The sequence below is a fragment of the Janthinobacterium sp. BJB401 genome, from assembly GCF_013372745.1.
Classification (GTDB): domain Bacteria; phylum Pseudomonadota; class Gammaproteobacteria; order Burkholderiales; family Burkholderiaceae_D; genus Janthinobacterium; species Janthinobacterium rivuli.
Genome location: NZ_JABXFH010000059.1, coordinates 1 through 21523 on the forward strand (window position 1 = coordinate 1; position 21523 = coordinate 21523).

Genomic DNA, 21523 nt, shown 5'->3' on the forward strand with positions numbered 1-21523 from the left:
TTATCATGAGTTACACCTGCATATTCATGATCTCGTGATACGCAGAAACCAACTTGTTTCTCACCTGCACCGTCGCCTGGAATTCGATGCTCGACTTTTGCATCGATACCATCACGTCCGACAGGCTGACCTTTTCGTCGCCCATGGTAAAGCGCTGACCCAGTGCCGACGAGGCCTTTTGCGCGCCGCTCACGGAGTCGAGCGCGCTCTTGAAGGCATCGGCAAAATTCACCTTCGCCGCCGGCAGCTCGGTCTGGATCGCCGGTATTTTCGCCTCCGGCCGCGTGGCCGCCGACTTCAGTTGCGCGATCATCGCCTCGATCCTGCTGCTATCGATACCGCCTGTTTTCACTTTGCCTCCCGATTCTGGTCTGCTTCATATCTGTTCCATGCCTGTTGCACCCAGAGAACAAAACCCTGGCTTGCAAGGCAACGACGGGTACAATAACTTCCGTCACATGTTGCCAGGGTTCCACAATACCAGCGTCAACGCCAGCCGCTCGGCCGAGCAGGCGGCAAAAGCGCCTTCTATTTGGACGATTGAAGCGCGTGACAGTGGCGGATAATTCTGCATATCGCCCCTCCTCCCGAGGAAGCGGCCCCCGCTCATTACCAAACATACGCGCCCTGGAAGGCAATCATGGCTGTAGCCGAAGAAATCGATGTGAACCGCATACCCCCGGAACCGGCGCCTGCCCGCTCGCCCGTGGAGTCCGTGCAAGCCTTCGCCAAGACGCCGATGGGCAAGAATTTCCTGCGCGGCCTGGGCGTGGCGGCACTGGTCGCCATCGGCGTGGCCCTGTACATGTGGAACCAGCCGCCCGAATACAAAGTCCTGTTCTCGAACTACACGGACCGCGACGGCGGCGCCATCACCGCCTCGCTGGACCAGCTGGGCATCAAGCACAAGTTTTCCGAAGGCGGCGGCGCCATTCTCGTGCCATCCGAACAAGTCCACGACGCGCGCCTGAAACTGGCCGCGCAAGGCTTGCCGAAGGGCGGCAACGTGGGCTTCGAGCTGATGGAAAACCAGAAGCTGGGCGTGTCGCAGTTCCTGGAGCAGGTCAATTTCCAGCGCGCACTCGAAGGCGAACTGGCCAAATCGATCGAATCGGTGTCCGCCGTCGACACGGCGCGTGTCCACCTGGCGCTGCCCAAACCATCCGTCTTCGTGCGCGAACAGCAAAAACCGACGGCGTCCGTGCTGCTGAACCTGCATCCTGGCCGCGGCCTCGATCAGTTGCAGGTGAGCGCCATCGTGCACCTGGTGGCGTCCAGCGTGCCGGAATTGCTGCCGATCAATGTCACCGTGGTCGACCAGGCCGGCACCCTGCTGTCGAACCAGGAAAAGGACAAGGACCGTGCCAACGGCATCAAGAGCCTGGACCCGAACCAATTAAAGTACGTGCAGCAATTGCAGCAAAGCGTGATCAAGCAGGTCGAATCGATCCTGCTGCCCATCGTAGGCGAAGGCAATGTGCGCGCCGAAGCGACGGCCGATGTCGATTTTTCGCAAAGCGAGCAGGCGGCTGAAACCTACAAGCCGAACTCGCCGCCGGAAGCGTCCACCATCCGCAGCCAGCAAACGAGCGAATCGACGGGCGCCGGCAATGCCAACCCATCCGGCGTGCCGGGCGCGCTGTCGAACCAGCCGCCAGGCGTGGCGACGGCGCCGTTGACGGCCGAAGCGCCTGGCGCACCGGGCGGCGCGCCGACGGCGCCGACACAGAAGGAATCGACAACGAATTATGAAGTCGACAAGACCGTGCGCTATGAGCAGAAATCGATGGGCGGCCTGCGCCGCCTGTCGGTGGCCGTCGTCGTCAACTATCGCCGCAGCTTCGACAAGGATGGCAAGGTCACGGTCAAGCCGATTTCCCCTGCCGAAATGGTCCAGATCAATAATCTGGTCAAGGAAGCGATGGGCTACAACAAGGAGCGCGGCGACAGCTTCAGCGTGGCCAACTCGCCCTTCGACGGCATCGACCGCGCGCCGGAAGGCAAGCTGGAGTGGTGGCGCGACCCGGCCAACTTGCCGCTGGCCAAGGAACTGGCGAAATTCCTCATCACGGCCCTGATCCTGCTGTATATCTTCATCAAGATCGTGCGCCCGATGCTGCGCCCCGTGATGCGCAAGATCGACGATTTCGGCGCCCCGCCGCCCGTCATCGAACCGGAACTGGCCAAGACGGACGAAGAAAACGAAGTCCTGCTCAGCGAAGCGGAGCTGGAAGAGCTGGAAGAAGATACGGCGCGCGGTTATCGCGAAAACCTGGCGATGGCCAGAAAACTGGCGCAGGAAGACCCGCGCGTGGTGGCCAACGTAATCAAAGCATGGATAGGCAATAATGACTGAGACAACGGGACTGCAAAAAGCATCGATCCTGATGCTGGCACTGGGCGAGAGCGAAGCGGCCGAGGTCATGAAATTCCTCGGGCCGCGCGAAGTGCTGAAACTGGGCGCCGCCATGGCCACCATGAAGGGCATCGCGCACGAGCAGGTGGTCGAGGTGCTCGGCGACTTCCGCGCGCAGACGGAACTCAATTCCACCGTCGGCCTCGATTCGGACGAATACATCCGGCAAGTGCTCACCAAGGCGCTGGGCGACGACAAGGCGTCCGTGCTGCTGTCGCGCATCCTGGGCGGCAAGGATGCGTCCGGCATCGAATCGCTGAAGTGGATGGATTCGCAATCCGTGTCCGAGCTGATCCGCAACGAACACCCGCAGATCATCGCCACCATCCTCGTCCATCTGGAGCGCGACCAGGCCTGCGAAATCCTCGGCCACTTCACGGACCGCCTGCGCAACGACGTGGTCTTGCGCATCGCCACCCTGGACGGCGTGCAGCCGGCCGCCTTGCGCGAACTCAACGACGTGCTGACGAAACTGCTGTCGGGTAACGAAAACATCAAGAAATCGTCGCTGGGCGGCGTGCGCGCCGCGGCCGAGATCCTGAACTTCATGAGCGGCGAGCAAGAAGGCTCGGTCATGGACAATATCAAGAACTACGACAATGACATGGCGCAAAAGATCATGGACGAAATGTTCGTGTTCGACAACGTGATCGATATCGACGACCGCGGCATCCAGCTGCTGCTGCGCGAAGTGCAGTCGGAAATGCTGATCATCGCCCTGAAAGGCGCCTCGCAAGAGCTGCGCGACAAGATCTTCAAGAACATGTCGCAGCGCGCCGGCGAGATGATGCGCGAAGACCTGGAATCGAAAGGCCCCGTGCGCCTGTCGGAAGTGGAATCGCAGCAGAAACAGATCCTGCAGATCGTGCGCCGCCTGGCGGACGAGGGGCAGATTGTCCTAGGCGGAAAAGGCGAGGATTCGTTTGTCTAACTTGATTCCCAAAGAGCAGCAAACCGCCTACCAGCGCTGGGAAATGACCTCGTTTGGCGACGAGCGTCCCAGCGTGGTGGCGGCGCGCAAGCTGCTGGAACCGGATCCCGAACCGGAATTCGATCCATTTGCCGAGCTGCACGAGGAAGAGCCGGCCCCGCCGCTCGAATATCCGACGCAGGAAGAGCTCGACGCCATCCGCGAAGAAGCGCGCGCCACGGCCTTCGACGAAGGCCGCGCGGCCGGCTATGCGGAAGGCCACGCGGCCGGGCATGCCGACGGCCATGCCGAGTCGTATGCGCAAGGCAAGGCGGCGTCCGCCGTGGAACTGGCGCATCTGCAAACCATCGCCGTCGACTTCGGCACGGCCGTGCAGCAGGCCGACGAGCTGATCGCCAACGACGTGATGGAACTGGCCCTGCAACTGGCCAAGGGCATGCTCAAGACGGCCTTGCCCGTGCGCCCCGAATTGATGCTGCCGATGGTGCGCGAAGCCATCGAATACTTGCCCGTGCTGCAACAACCGGCCTTGCTGATGCTCAACCCGGAAGACGCGCAAGTGGTGCGCGACGGCATCGGCGATGAGCTCGACAAAGGTGGCTGGCGCGTCATCGAAGACCCCAGCGTGGAACGCGGCGGTTGCAAGATCGACACGGCCAGCAACCAAATCGACGCGCAGACGTCCACCCGCTGGCACCGCCTGACGCACGCGCTGGGCAAAGACCTGGACTGGCTGGCGCCGTGAGCGAGCCCGTCAAAGGCCCGACTGCCCATGCGGCGCGCTGGCGCGCCTACCTGAGCGACTGTACGGCCGTGGTCGGATTTGTCGAACCGATGCAGATTTCAGGCCGCGTCACGCGTGTGGCCGGCCTGGTGATGGAAGCGGTGGGCCTGCGCCTGGCCGTCGGCGCCGCCTGCACCGTGCCGCTGCCCAATGGCGGCCGGGTCGAAGCGGAAGTGGTGGGATTTGAAGGCGAGCGTCTGTTTTTGATGCCGCAAAGCGACGTCGAGGGCATCGTGCCCGGCACGCGCGTGTTTTCCGTCGAACCGGCCATTCCCCGCCCCGGCAGCGTGGCGCACCCGCGCCGCCGCCCCAGCGACCGCGCACGCCACCTGCCCGTGGGGCCGCAACTGCTGGGCCGCGTGCTCGACGGTGCAGGCCGCCCGCTCGACCAGCTCGGTCCGCTGCACACGACCGATAGCGCCCCCATCAACGTGCGCCCCGCCAATCCGCTGGGCCGCGCCCCCATCGTCGACACGCTCGACGTGGGCGTGCGCTCGATCAACGCCATGCTGACCGTGGGCCGTGGCCAGCGCATGGGCCTGTTCGCCGGGTCCGGCGTCGGTAAAAGCGTGCTGCTGGGCATGATGGCCCGCTACACGGAAGCGGACGTGATCGTCGTCGGCCTGATCGGCGAACGGGGACGCGAAGTAAAAGAATTCATCGAACAAATCCTCGGCCCCGAAGGCCTGGCCCGTTCCGTTGTCGTCGCCGCGCCGGCCGACACGCCGCCGCTGATGCGCCTGCAAGGGGCCGCGTATGCGACGGCGATTGCCGAACACTTCCGCGACCAGGGGCAAAACGTGCTGCTGATCATGGATTCGCTGACCCGCTACGCCATGGCGCAGCGCGAAATCGCCCTGGCCATCGGCGAGCCACCGGCCACCAAGGGCTATCCGCCGTCCGTCTTCGCCAAGCTGCCCGTGCTGGTGGAGCGGGCCGGCAATGGCGAGGAAGGCGGCGGCTCGATCACGGCCTTCTACACCGTGCTGACCGAGGGCGACGACCAGCAGGATCCGATCGCCGACTCGGCGCGCGCGATTCTCGACGGCCACATCGTGCTGAACCGCCGCCTGGCCGAAGCGGGACACTATCCGGCCATCGACATCGAGCAATCGATTTCGCGCGCTGCCCACTCGATCACCACGCACGAACACCAGCAGCAGGCGCGCAAGCTGAAACAGCTGTATTCGCGCTATGAACGCAGCCGCGACCTGATCAGCGTGGGCGCCTACAGCGCCGGCACCGACCCCGTGCTGGACCAGGCGATTGCCCTGCATGAAAAGATCGAGGCGTTTTTACAACAGCAAATCACGGAGCGGGTCAGCATGGACGAGAGCTTGGGGCAACTTACCGCTCTATTCGACTGATTAGGGCTTGCATAGCGGGAATATAATCAGCCATGGCCTCTCCTTCCCAACTTGCAACCCTGATCGACCTTGCCCAGCGCGAAACGGATGACTGCGCCAAGCGCCTGGGCGCGGCCCTGAAAGCGCTCGACGATTGCCGCCAGAAACTCGACATGCTGTCCGGCTACCGCGACGATTACGCCAAGCGTTTCGAGGCAAGCATGAGCAGCGGCATCACGCCCATGGCTTACCGCAACTTCCAGGCCTTCATGGTCAAGCTCGACAGCGCCATCCTGGGCCAGCAGCAAGTGGTCGAGCATGCGCAGGCGCGCAGCGACAATGAAAAGATGCGCTGGCAGCTGGCCGAACGCAAGCGCATGTCCTACACCACCCTGAACAACCGGGCGCAGGAACAGGCGCTGAAGCTGGAAAACAAGCGCGACCAGAAAGCAATGGATGAGCACGCGGCGCGACAAGCCTATTACAAACGCTAAGCAACACTGAGGCAGCATCATGCAAACCCAGCCAACACCGATTTCCCAGATTATCTCGCCGAACGCCACGCCGGGCGCCGCCAACCGCAACCAGTCGTCCACCAGCGGCACGGCGGGCGACTTCCAGCGCACCCTGAACCGCCAGATCGAGCAACGCCAGGCCAGCCGCAATATGGCGCAAGCGCAAATACAAACGCCGGCGCCGGCGCCGGCAGCTCGTCCCGCCAGCCCTGCCGCCACGCAGGCACCCGCCCAGGCGCCAGCGAACGAAGCGAAAGCGGCGCAAGCAGGCACCGAACAGGCGGCCAGCAGCGAACAGCCGCCCGCGCAATCAAGCGAGGCAGCGACACCCGCCACCGCCGACAGCGCCCCGGCCGAAGCCAGCGTGCCCGCCGCCCCCGCCGCGACAGTCACGCCGCCAGCCGATCCGGCCGCCGAAATGCTGGCCCTGGTAGGCAGCATCCAGCTGGCCATCCAGCCACCGGCAGCAGCCGCCAAGGCCGTACCGGAACTGCCGGCGCGCGCCAGCATCAAGGCAGAAGGCAAGAACCCGGCGACAGGCCCCCTGCTGGCAGCCGGCCAGGGCAGCGGCAAGGCTGCCGCCACCGTCGCCGCGCAAGCGGACAGCGGCGACTTTGCCGACAGCCTGGGCCAGGCCCAGGGCAAGGCGGCCGCCACACCAGGCGCCAGCGTGCCGGCAGGCAAGGCCGAACCTGGCAAGCTGGCCATCGACGCGCAACTGGCAGCCACCGCCAAGGCGGGCGCTGCCGTGGCCGAACCGGTCCTCAAGGAAACTCCTGCCGACCTGAGCCGCCTGGCGGCCCAGTTGCAGCCGGGCGCACTGCAGCAGGCCGCGGCGGCCGTGGCCGTGCCGGCCGACAAGCTGACGGGCCGGGTCGGCACGCCGGCCTGGGACCAGCAACTGGGGCAGAAAGTCGTGTGGATGGCCGCTGGCGGCGACCAGAGCGCCACCCTGACCCTGAATCCGCCCGACCTGGGCCCCGTGCAAGTGGTACTGACGGTTACCAATGACCAGGCCGATGCCGCCTTCATGTCGGCCCAGCCGGAAGTGCGCCAGGCGCTGGAAGCGGCCATGCCGCGCCTGCGCGAAATGATGAGCGAAGCGGGCATCGCCTTTGGCAGCGCCACCGTCTCGGCCGGCACGCCGGAACAGCAGGACCAGGGTAACCGGGAAGCATCTGGCGGACGCCGTGGCAATGGCCAGGGTGGCGGCGCATCGGGTGGCGAGATCGCCATCGCGCCGGCGACAGGCGGACGCAGCCGGCCCAGCCTGAGTGCCGTGGATACCTTTGCCTGAGGTCAATTCGTCATCCGCAAGCCACTGGCGCGCCCCACGGCATAACTTTTCGTCTAAAAACAGCGAGTTGAGGGCGCTTCCGCCCTCTTTTCACTGCATCCTTCTGCGCAGAATTTGCCGATAATGACATAATGGCGTCGTGATCCACTTCCATGCACTCGAGTACCATTGAAAGCAAATCCAAAAATGAAAGCAGATCCGAAAGCAGATGCAGGCCTGGCTCCCGCCGGGGCCTCGAAAAAGAAGCTTCTGATCATCGTGCTGGCCTCGGTGCTGGTGGCTGGCGGTATCGGTGGCGGTGCCGCCTGGTACTTCCTGCATGGCAAGGCCGATAAAGAAGAATCGGCACCGAGCAAGAAAAAACATGCCGCTTCCAAGGCAGGTCCGCCCGTCTTCGTGCCCATCGATGCCTTCACCGTCAATTTGCAGCCGGAAAATGGCGAGCAATACCTGCAAATCGCGTTCACCTTGCAGGCCAGCAGCCCGGAAGAAATGGACTTGATCAAGATCAACATGCCGAAAGTGCGCAGCCGCTTGTTGCTGCTGCTGTCCGGCAAGAAGGCGTCCGAACTCAATACCGTGGAAGGCAAGCAGCAACTGGCGGCCGAAATCATCAATCAGGTGAACCAGCCGTTCGAGGACAAAGGGCCGGAGCAGGACGTGACGGACGTATTATTTACCGCATTCATCATTCAATAAGCAGCCATGGCCGATAATTTCCTCTCCCAGGAAGAAGTCGACGCCCTACTCAAGGGCGTCAACGGAGACCAGGACGACGCGCAGGCGCCGGAAGATGTCACGGGAGTTCGTACCTACAACCTGGCAACCCAGGAGCGCATCGTGCGCGGCCGGATGCCAACGTTGGAAATTATCAACGAGCGTTTCGCCCGGCTGCTGCGCGTGGGCCTGTTCAACTTCCTGCGCCGCAGCGCCGAAGTGTCGGTCGGTTCCGTGCGCGTGTCGAAATACAGCGAGTTCATCCGTAACCTGGTGGTGCCGACCAACCTGAACCTGGTGCACATGAAGCCGTTGCGCGGCACGGCCCTGATGGTCTTCGATCCGGGCCTCGTGTTCCTGCTGGTCGACAACCTGTTCGGCGGCGACGGGCGCTTCCATACGCGCGTCGAAGGGCGCGACTTTACGCAGACGGAGCAGCGCATCATCCTGCGCATCCTCGACATCGTCTTCGAAGCCTATACCAAGTCGTGGGAGCCGGTCTTCCCCGTCGAGTTCGAATATATCCGTTCAGAAATGAACACGCAGTTCGCCAACATCGCCACGCCGAACGAGGTGGTGGTGGCGTCCACGTTTACGGTGGAACTGGGCTCCGTTTCCGGACAAATCCACTTCTGCATGCCGTATTCGATGATCGAGCCGATCCGCGATTCGCTGACCTCGAGCCTGCAGGGCGAGGCGCTGGAAGTGGACAAGCGCTGGATCCGTTTGATGACGCAGCAGATCCAGATCGCCGAAGTCGAGCTGGTGGCTTCGCTGGGCACGGCGCGCGTGTCGTTCGATGAAATCCTGAACATGAAGGTGGGCGACATCATCCCGCTGAATATTCCCGAACTGATCGCCGCCACCGTCGACGGCGTGCCCGTGATGGATTGCACGTATGGCGTGTTGAACGGACAATATGCCTTAAAGGTTGAAAAGTTGTTGGCCAATGCCGATAACATGAACAATCACTAATAAATACCCGGGTCGCGTTGCGGTCCGTATCTGTACAACAGGAGAAACACATGTCTGACAACCAAGACGACCAAAGCGCGGAAGACGATTGGGGCGCGGCCATTGCCGAGCAGGCCAAGGCGGAAGCCGAAGCGCTGCAGAACCAGGCCGCCAATACGGCCAGCGCGGCCAGCGCCGCCGTGTTCAAGGACTTTTCCAAGCAGGCGTCGAAGTCGGAAACGCACAACGATATCGATTTCATCCTCGATATTCCGGTGCAGCTGACGGTCGAACTGGGCCGCACCAAGATCGCCATCAAGAACCTGCTGCAACTGGCACAGGGTTCCGTGGTCGAGCTCGACGGCCTGGCCGGCGAACCGATGGACGTGCTGGTGAACGGCTGCCTGATCGCCCAGGGCGAAGTGGTGGTGGTGAATGACAAGTTCGGCATCCGCCTGACCGACATCATCACGCCTTCCGAACGCATCCGAAAATTGAATAAATGAAGCCTGGCCTGTTGATTTCCACCATGCTGCCGCTGATGGCGGCATGCAGCATTGCCCTGGCTGAAGCGCCAGCCGCGTCCGCACCACCGGCGGCCAGCGCCGCCAGCGCTTCCGTCGCGCTGGCCAGCGAGACGCCGCCTGCCGCAGCGGCGCCAGCAGCCTCACCTGCCACTACAGCTGCTGCCTCGCCTGCCGCCGCCCTGCCCGCCATGCCGCCGGGCGCACCGATGACGATGGCGCCGACCAGCTCGGCCGGCAGCTTGCTGCAAACCATCTTCGCACTCGTGTTCGTGCTGGCCCTCTTGATCGGCCTGGCCTGGTTCATGAAACGCTATGGCCCCAAGGTCATGGGCGGCAACAACAAGATGCGCGTCGTCAGCTCGCTCAACCTGGGCGGACGCGAACGCATCGTCCTCGTCGAAGTGGCCGACCAGTGGATCGTCGTCGGCGCCTCGCCCGGCAGGATCAACGCGCTGGCCACCATGCCGCGCCAGGAAGGCGATCTGCCGCAACTGGCCACGGCGCAAAACGGCCCCGCGGCCGCCAATTTTTCCGAGTGGCTGAAACAGACCATCGAAAAACGCAATGGGAAATAAGCAGCAGATGGCGTGGTCCACCTTGAAGACTCCTTTGACCTGGCTGCTGGCGGCCGCCGCCCTGGCCTTGCCGCTGTGGGCCATGGCCCAGCCGGGCATCCCGGCCTTCAACAGCACGCCGGCCCCAGGCGGGGGACAGAACTACTCGTTGCCGGTGCAGACGCTCATCCTGATGACGTCGCTCACCTTTTTGCCGGCGGCCTTGCTGATGATGACCTGCTTTACGCGCATCATCATCGTGCTGTCCCTGCTGCGCCAGGCCATCGGCACGCAATCGGCGCCGCCGAACCAGGTGCTGGTGGGCCTGGCCCTGTTCCTGACCCTGTTCGTCATGGGCCCCGTGTTCGACAAGATTTATACGGATGCCTACCAGCCCTATCAGGAAAACAAGATCACCATGCAGCAGGCGATGGACAAGGGCGTCGATCCCCTGAAAACCTTCATGCTCAAGCAGACGCGCCAGGCCGACCTGGCCCTGTTCGCCAAAATGTCGCGCTCGCCGGCCCTGCAGGGTCCCGAAGACGTGCCGCTGCGCATCCTCGTGCCCGCCTTCGTCACCAGCGAACTGAAGACGGCATTCCAGATCGGCTTTGCCATCTTCATCCCGTTTTTGATCATCGACATGGTGGTCGCCAGCGTGCTGATGTCGATGGGTATGATGATGATGTCGCCCGCGACGATCTCGCTGCCGTTCAAGCTGATGCTGTTCGTGCTGGTCGATGGCTGGCAGTTGCTGCTGGGCTCGCTGTCACAGAGTTTTTACTAGGGGAAGTACGATGACACCCGAAAGCGTCATGACCCTGGGCCGCCATGCGATGGAAATCACGCTGATGGTGGCCGCGCCCATGCTGCTCGTCGCCCTCATCATCGGCTTGATCGTGAGTATTTTCCAGGCGGCCACGCAGATCAACGAGGCAACCCTGTCCTTCATCCCGAAGCTGGTCGGCATTTTCGTCGCCCTCGTCGTGGCCGGCCCGTGGATGCTGTCCGTCATGCTCGACTACATGCGCCAGGTGTTTACGGGCATCCCGAACCTGGTGGGCTAGTGCAGCAAACGTTGCCATGCTGACCCTGTCCAGCATCGAACTGAACACGTGGATCGCAGCGCTGCTGTGGCCGCTTAGCCGCATCCTCGGCCTGATCGCGGCCGCCCCCCTGTTCGGCAACGCATCCGTGCCGGCCACCGTCAAGGTGACCCTGGGCGCGCTGCTGGCCATGATCATCGCCCCCACGGTGCCGGCCTTGCCTGCCGTCAATCCGATGTCCTTGCCAGGCTTGTTGATCCTCACGCAGGAGATGCTGGTGGGCCTGGCCATGGGCTTTTCCATCCGCATCGTGTTTTCCGCCATCGAAATGGCCGGCGAGATCAGCAGTCTCACCATGGGCCTGGGCTTCGCCTCGTTCTTCGACCCGCAAACCAAGGGCCGCTCTTCCGCCATCAGCCAGTTCCTCGTCATGCTGGCCACCCTGATGTTTTTGACCGTCAACGGCCACCTGGTCTTGCTGGCGGCGCTGGCGGAAAGCTTTGTCAGCCTGCCGATCTCGTCGAGTCCCATCAGCGGCGGCGGTTTCCAGCAATTGGCGGCCTGGGGCGGAGAAATCTTCCGTTCCGGCCTGCAAATTTCGCTGCCCATCATCGCCGCCCTGCTGCTGACCAACGTGGCGCTGGGCATCCTGACGCGGGCCGCGCCGCAGCTGAACATTTTCGGTATCGGTTTTCCCGTCACCCTGGGCGTGGGCTTGCTGGTGATCAGCATGGTCCTGCCCTACCTGGCCACACCGTTCCAGAACATGTTCCTGCGCGGCATAGAAACGGCGCGTCTGCTGCCGCGCGGCTTTGCCACGCGCGACCGGCCACCGCCGCCCGCGCCGCCGAATCCCTTGCGCCCGGCACTGCCTGCGCCGGCGCCGCTGCCGCCCGCGCCCTGATCCGGGCTACCAGCCCAGCGCGTGGCGCAGCAGCAGCGCCGACAGCACGAACATCGTGATACCAATCAAGCCATCGAGCACTTGCCAGGCCCGGGGCCGCGCAAACCACGGCGCCAGCCAGCGCGCGCCAAATCCCAGCGAGGCAAACCACAGCAGGCTGGCCGCGCTGGCGCCGGCGATAAACCAGCCGCGCAGCACGCCCGGCTGCTGGGCACCGATACTTCCCACCAGCAATACCGTATCCAGATACACATGCGGGTTGAGCAAGGTAAACGCCGCCGCCTGGGCCAGGATGGCAGCCAGGCCCAGTTGCGCCCCGCCTTCGGCCGCGCGCAACTGCTGCGGCCGGCGCGCGCGCCGCAGGGCTTGCCAACCGTAGACGGCCAGGAAGGCGGCGCCGCCCAGCGCCAGCGCGCTGGCCAGCAGGGGACGCTGCCCCAGCGCACTGGCCATGCCCAGGACGCCGGCGGCAATCAGCGCCGCGTCGGCCAAGGCGCAAAACAGCACGATGGCGCCCACGTGTTCGCGACGCAAGCCTTGCCGCAAGACAAAGGCATTTTGCGAGCCGATGGCAACGATGAGTCCCAGGCCCAGGGTCAAGCCCTGGAGAAAGACGGAAAAAACGAGTGGTGTGGTGGCGGTCAAGAGTGTCATGCGGCGATCTTGCCAGCCGCACGTAATGAAGGCAAACTACCTTTTCTACAGCCAATTAAGAAAAACTTCATTCATGCTCGATTATGCCGCCCTCGCCGCCCTGGCCGCCGTCATCCGCGAAGGCAGTTTCGAGCGCGCGGCGCGCGCCTTGCACGTGACGCCATCGGCGATTTCCCAGCGCATCCGCCTGCTGGAAGAGCGCGTCGGCTGCGCCTTGGTGATACGCGACCAGCCCTGCCGCGCCACGGAGACGGGCCGGCGCCTATGCCAGCACGTGGACCAGGTGCAGTTGCTGGAACAGGATTTGCAGGGTACCTTGCCGGCGCTGGCGGCGCAGGGGCCGTCGCGCGCCAGCGTGCCCATCGCCGTGAACGCCGACAGCCTGGCCACCTGGCTGGCGCCCGCCATCGCCGCCTTCGCGGCCGCACACCCGGTGCTGCTGCAAGTGGCCGTCGACGACCAGGACCATACGGCAGAGTGGCTGCGCAGCGGCGCCGTGCTGGCGGCCGTCAGCGCCACGGCCCGCCCCGCATCGGGCTGCAACAGCCGGCCGCTGGGCGCCATGCGTTACCTGGCGGCCGCCAGTCCCGCCTTCATGCAGCGGCATTTTGCCCACGGCGTGGGCGCCGCCAGCCTGGCACTGGCGCCCAGCCTCGTCTTCAATACCAAGGACGAGCTGCAATCGCGCTGGGTGCGGCGCCTGTGCCACCGGCACGTGGAATTGCCGCGCCACACCCTGCCCTCGTCGCACGCCTTCGTCACGGCCGCCCTGGCCGGCATGGGCTGGGGCTTGCATCCGCAGGCGCTGATCCAGGCCTGTCTCGACAATGGCACCCTGGTGGAACTGTTGCCGGACTCGCCCCTGGACGTGCCCCTGCACTGGCACACGGCGCGCGCCGCGTCCAGCCTGCTCGACGGCTTGAGCGGCGCCATCCTGTCCGCCGCCCGCACGGGCCTGCTGCCGCCCCGATAGCCAGCCTCAGGGCTGGTCGCTGCCGAATGCAAGGCGCAGCGCCGTCCAGGCTTGCACGGTGGCGGCCATCGCGCGGACGAAAAAAAGCCGGGGCGGGAGATGTGCTCCCTGCCCCGGCTTGCCGCTCATCCGATGCGGCTCGCCTACCTGATGTAATTGAACAGCGACAGTCCCGAGATGGACGTGAAGGACTTCTGCGCCGCCTGCAGGGTGATCTGCTGCTGGCTGAACAGGGAAATCGCCTTCACCATGTCCAGGTCCTGCAAGCCGGACAGGGTGCTCGCATATTGCAGGTCGAGGTCGTCGCCGGCGCTGTCGAGCGTGTCGAGTTCCTTCAGGCGCGAACCGACTTCCGCGCGCACCGACAGCACGTTGTCGTAGGCCGTGTCGAGAATATCGTGCGCCGTGTTCAGGCTGGCCGTCAGGCGCGCCTGCCCTGCGTCGCCCGAGGCCGGTTCGCCCAGCGCACCGATCAGGTTGGTAATCGTGGTAAAGATCGATTCCTTGCCGCTGGGTTCCAAGGTGAACTTGTCCAGGTCGGCCGGCTTGCCCGCGACATTGACTTGCTGGCCGTCAAAATTGATGGCGTCGCCCGATTTATAGGCCACCGGCACGGCGGGATTCGGGATGGTCTGGCCCAGGGTCACGTCCGTCACGGTATAGGTCGTCTTGGCATCCGTGCCCGTGCCCGTCACCTGGAAGTCGATCGTGTACTTGTGTCCCGTCAGCTTGGTGGGATCGGTGACGGTGCCGCCGGAAATGATGCCGGCCCCGCCGCGCGCGAAGTTGCCCGGATCGGCCGCCGTGGTGAACTTGCCGTTGCCCGTCAAATTATTCTCGAACACGGCCGCGCCCGAGTCGCTGGTGGCCAGGTAGCGGGCCGAGCCCACTTGCAGCTCGCGCTGGCCCTGGTCGCCCACGTAGGTGGCGCCGCCCGGCGTCTGGCTGAACGGTTGCGTCGTCGATTTGTAGCCGGAAAACAGATAGCCGCCCGCGTTGTCGGACGTGTTGGCGATGCCCATCAGATCGGTCAGGCGGCCCTTCAGCTCCGTGGCCAGGCTCTGGCGGTCGATATCCTTCAAGGCCGGATTACCGGCCTTCAACACCAGATCCTGCACGTCGGCGATCAGCGAGGTGGTGCTGGCCAGGGCCAGCTCTTCCTGCGAGAGGAAGTTTTTGGCGTTCGAGCGGTTCGTCACGAATTGCGTATTGATCGATTGCGATTGCGTCACTTCCAGCGCGCGTGCCGAGGCGATCGGGTCATCGGCCGGCGTCAGGTTGCGGCGATTCGCCGACAGCTGCATCTGGGTGCGGTTCAACGCGCCCTGCAGATTGTTCAGCTGCGTGCTGCCCGCGTCATAGATCATTTTGGTACTGATGCGCATGATGCTGCCCTTCCTGATGGCGGCGGGGCGCTATGCGCCGCCGCCTGAATAATTAACGTCCGAGGCCGATGACCACGTCGAACAGGGTGCTGGCGATCTGCATGACCTTGCCGCAAGCCTGGTAGGCTTGCTGGTAGCGCAACAGGTTGGCCGCCTCTTCATCGAGGTTGACGCCGGAGACGGCCTGCTGCTGCGTGCTGGTTTGTTGCAATAGCGCAAGACTGGCCAGGCCGCTGACTTGCACTTCGCGCGTCTTGTTGCCGACATAGCTGACGGTTTCCGCGTACGAACCCTGGAACGTGGCCTTGCCGCCATCGAGAATGTTTTTCGTCTGCAAGCCTGCCAGCAAGGCGGCATTGCGGCTGTCGCCCACGCCGCCCGAGTTCGGAGCGATGGTAAATTTGTCGCCTTGGGCGGGCGCGCCCGTCATGTTGAAGTTGATGCCGCCAAAACTGAAGCTGTCGCCTTCCGTGTACGGGATGTTCGCCGTGCCGGCCGGATACGTGGTGGTCGCGCCGTTCAAGCCTTTCACCGTCACGGCCTGGCCTGCGGGGAAACCCGACAGCGAGGTGGTCGCCTTGTCGTACGTCAAGGTGACGGTACTCGTCAAGGCATTGCCCGGCGTTAAATACGCCTTGTCCACGCTACCCAGGCCGAGCTTGCCGCTGCCCGTGTTGCTGACGGGCGCGCCCGTGGCGATCGGCGCGCCGGCGGCCAGCTTGTTGCGGTCGGTAATCGCCACGGCCAGATCGGAAGCGCCGTGCGCGGTCGGCCTGACCATGAAGTTGTCGCCTTCGGCGGCCGCGCCCGTGATCGAGAAATCCACGCCGTCGATGGTTTGCGGCACGGTTTGCGGATACGGGTTGATGGTTGTTTTCGCGCCGTCGCTCTGGCGCGTCACCACGTAATTGGCGCCGTCATACTTGACGGCATAGTCGCTGGCCGTCAGCTTGGTCGGATCGCTGACCTTGGCCGACACCACGGTCGTGCTGGTCGCGTTGTTGCGGTAGTCGGCACCGATGACGGGATCGGGCAACTTGAAGAAGTCGGCCCCCATCTCGCCATTCAAGTCCTGGCCCAGCTTGTGCTGTTCATTGAAGGTGGAAGCCAGTGCGATGGCGACCTTGCCCAGCGAATTCTGGATACGGTCCAGGCTGCCGCTGCGAAATTCCAGCAAGCCGCCCAGCGAGCCGCCGCTGAGGGAGCTTTCCGACAACTTGGTGACGCTCGTGCCCGTCACATAGCCCACATCCAGGCGGCTCGGATCCGTCGGCGACGGCGTGGTGGCCAGTTCAAAATTCTTTTCGCCCACCACCAGCGGCTGGCCCGAGCCGATCGAGACGGTAATCGAGTTGCCGGCGCCCGGCTGAACCGTTGCCTTGACGTATTTGTTCAGCTCCGTGATCAGCTGGTCGCGCTGGTCCAGCAAATCGTTGGGCTGATTGCTTTCATTCACGGTCAGGTTGGTAATCGAGGTATTCAGTTCCGCGATCTGCTTGGCGTAGGAATTGATCACCTTGACGTTCGACGTGATCTGCGAATTGACGCCGTCGCCGATTTCCGTCAGGCGCGCGCTGAGGCCCTGGAAGCGCGCCGTCAGCGAGTTTGCGCTCGACAGCAATGCCTGGCGCGACGACACGGACGAGGGATTCGAGCTGAAATCCTGCACGCCCTTGAAGAAATCGGCCATCGCCGGCGACAGCCCGGCCGTGGGATCGGCCAGCATATTGTCGATCTGGCTGATCTGCGTGTAATACGCGTCGAGCGAACTGGTGGCCGACTGCGCGCCATTCACCTGGGCCGCCATGAAACCGTCGTACTGGCGCTTGACTTGCGATACCTCGGTACCATTGCCAACAAAGCCATAACCTGCATTGTTGAACTGCGCCGTCTGCTGCAGCACCACCTGGCGGTTGTAGCCGTCCACGTTGGCATTGGTGATGTTATGCCCGGTCGTCGACAGGCCCACCTGCGCTGCAAGCAAACCGCTCTTACCGATGCTGAGTAGATTCGAAGTCATGGTGTCTTATTGGTTACTGTCATGAGTATTTACGGCAGGCGCGGCGAAAACTTGAAGCGCGCGGCCTGCACAGGGGTGCGGCGTGTTACTAGCCGACCAGCGAATTCTTGATAATTTTTGTCAATTTGGCAGCGTAATTCGGGTCCGTCGCGTAGCCGGCCTTTTGCAAGCCGTGGGCGAACGTGCTGGCGTCGCCCGCGCTGGCCAATACTTTCTCGTAGCGCTTGTTGTTCGTAATCAACTGCGCATAATCCTTGAAGCTGTCCGCGTAGCTGTCATAGGCGCGGAATTTTTCCACCTTGCGCTGCGCCTTGCCATTCACATATTCCGTCGTGACGGCTTCCGTGACCTTGCCCTTCCAGTCGCTGGAAGCCTTGATGCCGAACAGGTTGTGGCTGCTGCTGCCGTCGCGGGCGATGATTTCGCGCTTGCCCCAGCCCGTTTCCAGCGCCGCCTGGCCCAGCATGAACTTGGCCGGGATGCCGGTGGCGCGGCTGGCTTCTTCCGCATGCACGCCCAGTTTTTCCTGGAAGGCGCGCACGTGCGGCGCCTGCGTGGCGTTGGCCTTGTCGCTCAGGGTCTTGCCGGTGGCGGCGGCGCCGCTTGCGCCCTCCGTCAGGGCGCCCTGCTGCTGGCGGAAGGCGGCCAGCGCCTGCGCCATGCTCGACGAGCGGGGCGACGGCGCTTCGGCGCCATCGGCGGCCAGCGCCTGGTTCGACGACGACAACTGGCGGATCAGCACGTCCGCCAGGCCCGTGCCCCGCTTGGCCAGGTTCTGGCTCGTCTGCTGATCCAGCATCGAGGTGTACATCTTGCTTTGCTGGCTATCCATGATGCCGTCCTGCGGCGTGGCTTCGCGCATGCTTTTCATCATCATGTTGATGAACATGGCTTCAAATTGCGTGGCCGCCTCTTTCAGGGCGGCAGGGTCCTTCGCCTTGGCGGACTGGCGCAAGCCATCCATGCCCTTGACGTCGTAGGCGGCGGTATTGCTGAGGTCGGTTTGGCTGATCATGGCGTGTCCATCAAATGATTTCAAGTTCGGCGCGCAGCGAACCGGCCGCTTTCATCGCCTGCAGGATGGCCAGCAAGTCTTGCGGCGAGGCGCCGATGGCGTTCAGGGCTTTCACCACCTCGGACAGCGAGGCGCCGCCCTTGACCAGCATGACCTTGCCCGGTTCCTTCTTGATATCGATCTGCGCCGTCTGCGTGACCACCGTGCGTCCGCCCGACAAGGGCGCCGGCTGGCTCACTTGCGGCTCGACATTGATGGTGACGGACAGGTTGCCGTGCGAAATGGCGCACGTTTCCAGGGTCACGGACTGGTTCATCACGACGGAACCGGTGCGTGCATTCATGATGACCTTGGCCGCCAGGCGGGCCGGATTGACTTCGATGCTTTCCAGCTGGCCCAGGAAGGACACGCGCTGGTCGCTGCCGCTGGGCGACTGCACCTGGATCACGCGGCCGTCGAGCGCGGCGGCCGTGCCGGCGCCGTAGCGGCTGTTGATGGCGTCGACCACGCGGCTGGCGGTGGCAAAATCGGTGGCGTTCAATTCCAGGCGGATGGTGTTGTTGGCGCCCAGCGCCGAAGGCACGCTGCGCTCCACGGTCGCGCCGCCCGAGATGCGTCCCACGCTCAGATGATTGATGACAACGGAGCTGCCGGCCGCCTGCGCGCCCACGCCGCCCACCAGCACGTTACCCTGCGCCATGCCGTACACCTGGCCGTCGGCGCCCTTCAAGGGCGTCATCAACAAAGTGCCGCCGCGCAAGCTTTTCGCATTGCCCATCGACGACACCGTCACGTCGAGCAACTGGCCCGGCTGGGCAAACGCGGGCAAGGCCGTCGTCACCATCACGGCGGCCACGTTTTTCAGCTGCAAGCTGGTGCCTTGCGGCAAGTTGATGCCCTGCTGCTGCAGCATCGCCGCCACGCTCTGGATGGTGAATGGGGTTTGCGTGGTCTGGTCGCCACTGCCGTCGAGGCCGACGACGAGGCCATAGCCCATCAGCTGATTCTGGCGCACGCCGGCGATGCTGGCCAGGTCCTTGATGCGCTCGGCCTGCGCCACGGGCGCCAGCAGGGCGACGGCCAGGCCGAAAATGGCGGCAAAGCGGGGAAAGGTGAAAGTGGCCATGATCAGAATGGCAGCAGGCTGAGGAAGAAGCGCGAGGCCATCGAGGCCATTTCGGCGCGGTCGATCTGGCTGTTGGTGCGGTATTCGACGCGCGCTTCGGCCACCTGGGTCGATGGCACGACGTTGCCCGTGCCGATGGTGTCCGGATTGACCATGCCCGAGAAGCGGATGAATTCCGTGCCCTTGTTCATGGCGATCTGTTTTTCGCCGGCGACAATCAGGTTGCCGTTTGGCAGCACTTCAATCACCGTCACGCCGATCACGCCGCTAAAGGTGTTGCTGGCGGACTGGTTGTCGCCATCGGCAAATTTCGTCGCGCCATTCGCCGAAACGGTACCGCCCAGGCGGCCCTGCAGCATGCCCGGCGTGCTGAAGCCCACGCTGCCCGACTTGTTGCCGGAACTGGCGCCCGCCTTGACGGCATTCGTGCGCTCGGTGATGGCGATCGTCATGGTGTCGCCCACGTGGCGCGCGCGGCGGTCTTCGAAGGCGGGACGGTAGGTCGACGGCTGGTAGATGGAGCCATTGTTGACGACCACCGGTTCCGGCATCGGCGCGCGCGTGGAGGTCGGATATTGCACGATGGACGTGGGCGTGATGGCGCAGCCGGACAGCAGGACTGCAGAGAACAAGGCGATGATGGGGTATTGCATGGCGAACCTCCGCTGCCATCCGGCGGCGGATGGCATGACGACTATGAAAATTAAAGTTGCGACAGTTTCTGCAGCATTTGGTCGGATGTGGTGATGGCCTTGCTGTTGATCTCGTAGGCGCGCTGCGTCTGGATCATGTTGACCATTTCCTCGGCCACGTTGACGTTCGATGTCTCGATATAGCCCTGCATCAGCACGCCGGCGCCGTTCGTGCCCGGGGTGTTGGTTTGCGCCACGCCGGAAGCGCCCGTTTCCATGTACAGGTTTTCGCCCTTCGATTCCAGACCGGCGGGATTGACAAAAGTAGTCAATTGCAGCGAGCCGATTTGCGATGGCGCCACCGTGTCGGGCAAGGTGACGGAAACGGTGCCGTCGCGCGCCACGGTCAGGCTCAGCGCATTGGTCGGCACGGTGATGGCGGGCTGGATGACAAAACCTTCGGACGTGACCAGCTGGCCGTTGGCGTCCGTCTGGAACGAGCCGTCGCGCGTGTAGGCGGTGGCGCCGTCCGGCATCAGCACCTGGAAGAAGCCCGTGCCGTTGACCATCACGTCGCGCGAATTGCCCGATGCCTGGGGATTGCCCTGCGTATGGATGCGTTCGGTTGCCACCGTGCGCACGCCGGTACCGATCTGCAAGCCTGATGGCAGCTGGGTTTGCTGCGACGATTGCGCGCCAGGCTGGCGCACGTTTTGATACAGCAAGTCTTCAAACACGGCGCGCGACTTCTTGAAGCCCGTGGTGCTGACGTTGGCCAGGTTATTGGCGATCACGTCCATCTGCGTCTGCTGCGCTTCCAGGCCGGTTTTGGCAATCCAAAGGGAACGAATCATGATTTTTCTCCAATAACAGCGCTAGTCAGCTCTGTAGACTATTTCTATGTGACCATTATGCGGTGGCCCCCATCAATTCAAAGCGAGGATCTGGGTGGCTTTCGCCGCGTTATTCTCGGCATTCTTCAACAAGCTCATTTGCGTTTCGAACTGGCGCGCCAAGGCGATCATGCTGACCATCGAGTCGACTGGGCTGACATTGCTGCCTTCCAGCGCGCCGGTCGTCAGCTTGACGGCCTGGTCGGCTTGCGCCACCGTGCCATCCTTCAGGCGGAACAGGCCGTCGTCGCCGCGCACCAGTTGCTGCTCGGGCGGGTTGACCAGCTTGATGCGTCCCAGCACCGTCGATGGCCCTGGCGGCACGTCGGTGGAAATCGTGCCCACCGTGCCGTCGCTGGCAATGGCCACCGTCACGCCGGGCGGAATCGCCATCGGGCCCGTATCGCCCTGCACCATCAGCCCCGACTGCGTTTGCAGCATGCCGTTTTCATTGAGCTTCAAGGCGCCGTTGCGCGTGTAGGCTTCGGAACCGTCGGCCGACTGCACCGCGATCCAGCCGCCGTTTTCCACGGCCACGTCGAGCGCGCGGCCCGTGTGCTGCATCGGACCTTGCGTGAAATCGGAACCGACCGTCGAATCGACGACGAAGGTGCGCGTCGGCATCATGCCGTCGGCCACCACGGGCACGGCGCGGAACGAGTCGAGCTGGGCACGGAAACCCGTGCTGGTGGCGTTCGCCAGGTTGTTCGCCGTGGTCGCCTGCTTGTCGAGGATGTGCTTGGCGCCCGAGCCGGCGGTGTAGATGAGACGGTCCATGTGTTTTCTCCGTGCAAAACGAAAGCCGGGAGCCATCCGGCAGAACGGCTCCCCTTA

24 protein-coding genes are annotated in these 21523 nt (G+C 63.7%); 15 read left to right on the forward strand and 9 right to left on the reverse strand.

All coding sequences use genetic code 11. The features are described 5' to 3' along the window. Positions 1 to 10 precede the first annotated feature (10 nt). On the reverse strand, positions 11 to 313 hold the full coding sequence (fliE, locus tag HWE17_RS25465) for a flagellar hook-basal body complex protein FliE (RefSeq protein ID WP_217916886.1): 303 nt from the start codon (positions 311 to 313) through the stop codon (positions 11 to 13). On the opposite strand from fliE, the gene HWE17_RS28535 reads away from it, so the two are divergent. The 14 genes from HWE17_RS28535 (at position 210) to fliR (ending at position 11991) form a co-directional block, all read left to right on the forward strand. Continuing rightward, entirely contained in the window at positions 210 to 566 is a 357-nt protein-coding gene (locus tag HWE17_RS28535; protein WP_217916889.1) for a hypothetical protein, read from the forward strand. The two genes, fliE and HWE17_RS28535, sit on opposite strands and share 104 nt — an antisense overlap. Positions 567 to 640: 74 nt before the next feature. Next, complete coding sequence (fliF, locus tag HWE17_RS25470) at positions 641 to 2356, forward strand: flagellar basal-body MS-ring/collar protein FliF (RefSeq protein ID WP_099402998.1); 1716 nt, start codon at positions 641 to 643, stop codon at positions 2354 to 2356. Further along, complete coding sequence (gene fliG / locus HWE17_RS25475) at positions 2349 to 3347, forward strand: flagellar motor switch protein FliG (RefSeq protein ID WP_034754023.1); 999 nt, start codon at positions 2349 to 2351, stop codon at positions 3345 to 3347. Before fliF ends, fliG begins: the two co-directional genes overlap by 8 nt. Before the next feature lie 43 nt (positions 3348 to 3390). After that, entirely contained in the window at positions 3391 to 4092 is a 702-nt protein-coding gene (locus tag HWE17_RS25480) for a flagellar assembly protein FliH (RefSeq protein ID WP_176390725.1), read from the forward strand. Between the two features lie 89 nt (positions 4093 to 4181). Then, on the forward strand, positions 4182 to 5498 hold the full coding sequence (fliI, locus tag HWE17_RS25485; protein WP_233516143.1) for a flagellar protein export ATPase FliI: 1317 nt from the start codon (positions 4182 to 4184) through the stop codon (positions 5496 to 5498). Between the two features lie 32 nt (positions 5499 to 5530). Beyond that, a complete protein-coding gene (fliJ, locus tag HWE17_RS25490; RefSeq protein ID WP_035821358.1) occupies positions 5531 to 5971 on the forward strand; it encodes a flagellar export protein FliJ in 441 nt (146 codons plus the stop codon). Between the two features lie 19 nt (positions 5972 to 5990). Further along, a complete protein-coding gene (locus tag HWE17_RS28830) occupies positions 5991 to 7289 on the forward strand; it encodes a flagellar hook-length control protein FliK (protein WP_255206389.1) in 1299 nt (432 codons plus the stop codon). 186 nt (positions 7290 to 7475) lie between these two features. After that, positions 7476 to 7988 carry a flagellar basal body-associated protein FliL gene (gene fliL, locus HWE17_RS25500; RefSeq protein WP_035821361.1) on the forward strand — a complete coding sequence of 171 codons (513 nt, stop codon included), beginning with the start codon at positions 7476 to 7478 and terminating at the stop codon, positions 7986 to 7988. 6 nt (positions 7989 to 7994) lie between these two features. Beyond that, a complete protein-coding gene (fliM, locus tag HWE17_RS25505; protein ID WP_034754035.1) occupies positions 7995 to 8981 on the forward strand; it encodes a flagellar motor switch protein FliM in 987 nt (328 codons plus the stop codon). Between the two features lie 50 nt (positions 8982 to 9031). Beyond that, positions 9032 to 9466: a flagellar motor switch protein FliN gene (gene fliN, locus HWE17_RS25510; protein ID WP_034754038.1), complete on the forward strand. Its 435-nt coding sequence runs from the start codon at positions 9032 to 9034 to the stop codon at positions 9464 to 9466. After that, entirely contained in the window at positions 9463 to 10062 is a 600-nt protein-coding gene (gene fliO, locus HWE17_RS25515; protein WP_176390716.1) for a flagellar biosynthetic protein FliO, read from the forward strand. Before fliN ends, fliO begins: the two co-directional genes overlap by 4 nt. An 82-nt stretch (positions 10063 to 10144) precedes the next feature. Further along, a complete protein-coding gene (gene fliP / locus HWE17_RS25520) occupies positions 10145 to 10828 on the forward strand; it encodes a flagellar type III secretion system pore protein FliP (protein WP_223279098.1) in 684 nt (227 codons plus the stop codon). Positions 10829 to 10838: 10 nt separating this feature from the next. Then, positions 10839 to 11108 carry a flagellar biosynthesis protein FliQ gene (gene fliQ, locus HWE17_RS25525; RefSeq protein WP_035821365.1) on the forward strand — a complete coding sequence of 90 codons (270 nt, stop codon included), beginning with the start codon at positions 10839 to 10841 and terminating at the stop codon, positions 11106 to 11108. 16 nt (positions 11109 to 11124) lie between these two features. After that, positions 11125 to 11991: a flagellar biosynthetic protein FliR gene (gene fliR, locus HWE17_RS25530; protein WP_035821367.1), complete on the forward strand. Its 867-nt coding sequence runs from the start codon at positions 11125 to 11127 to the stop codon at positions 11989 to 11991. A 6-nt stretch (positions 11992 to 11997) separates the two neighbouring features. Here the strand turns inward: fliR and HWE17_RS25535 are convergent, their stop codons facing one another. Further along, positions 11998 to 12645, reverse strand: a complete 648-nt coding sequence (locus HWE17_RS25535) for a LysE/ArgO family amino acid transporter (RefSeq protein ID WP_176390717.1) — start codon at positions 12643 to 12645, stop codon at positions 11998 to 12000. A gap of 73 nt (positions 12646 to 12718) precedes the next feature. Here HWE17_RS25535 and HWE17_RS25540 point away from each other — a divergent pair, with 73 nt between their 5' ends. Continuing rightward, positions 12719 to 13618 (forward strand): LysR family transcriptional regulator ArgP, encoded by a 900-nt coding sequence (locus HWE17_RS25540; RefSeq protein WP_176390718.1) that lies wholly within the window; start codon positions 12719 to 12721, stop codon positions 13616 to 13618. 143 nt (positions 13619 to 13761) lie between these two features. On the opposite strand, the gene flgL is transcribed toward HWE17_RS25540, so the two are convergent. The 7 genes from flgL to HWE17_RS25575 form a co-directional block, all read right to left on the reverse strand. Continuing rightward, complete coding sequence (gene flgL / locus HWE17_RS25545) at positions 13762 to 15003, reverse strand: flagellar hook-associated protein FlgL (RefSeq protein ID WP_035821373.1); 1242 nt, start codon at positions 15001 to 15003, stop codon at positions 13762 to 13764. Positions 15004 to 15055: 52 nt separating this feature from the next. Next, the gene (flgK, locus tag HWE17_RS25550) at positions 15056 to 17023 is read right to left on the reverse strand and encodes a flagellar hook-associated protein FlgK (protein ID WP_051958993.1); all 1968 of its coding nucleotides are present in this window, start codon (positions 17021 to 17023) and stop codon (positions 15056 to 15058) included. An 88-nt stretch (positions 17024 to 17111) separates the two neighbouring features. Continuing rightward, a complete protein-coding gene (gene flgJ / locus HWE17_RS25555; protein ID WP_099402991.1) occupies positions 17112 to 18038 on the reverse strand; it encodes a flagellar assembly peptidoglycan hydrolase FlgJ in 927 nt (308 codons plus the stop codon). Positions 18039 to 18048: 10 nt separating this feature from the next. After that, a complete protein-coding gene (locus HWE17_RS25560; protein ID WP_099402990.1) occupies positions 18049 to 19164 on the reverse strand; it encodes a flagellar basal body P-ring protein FlgI in 1116 nt (371 codons plus the stop codon). Between the two features lie 2 nt (positions 19165 to 19166). Beyond that, entirely contained in the window at positions 19167 to 19817 is a 651-nt protein-coding gene (locus HWE17_RS25565; RefSeq protein WP_099402989.1) for a flagellar basal body L-ring protein FlgH, read from the reverse strand. Positions 19818 to 19867: 50 nt separating this feature from the next. Continuing rightward, on the reverse strand, positions 19868 to 20650 hold the full coding sequence (gene flgG / locus HWE17_RS25570; protein WP_034754070.1) for a flagellar basal-body rod protein FlgG: 783 nt from the start codon (positions 20648 to 20650) through the stop codon (positions 19868 to 19870). Positions 20651 to 20722: 72 nt separating this feature from the next. After that, positions 20723 to 21466: a flagellar basal body rod protein FlgF gene (locus HWE17_RS25575; RefSeq protein WP_035821385.1), complete on the reverse strand. Its 744-nt coding sequence runs from the start codon at positions 21464 to 21466 to the stop codon at positions 20723 to 20725. Positions 21467 to 21523 lie beyond the last annotated feature (57 nt).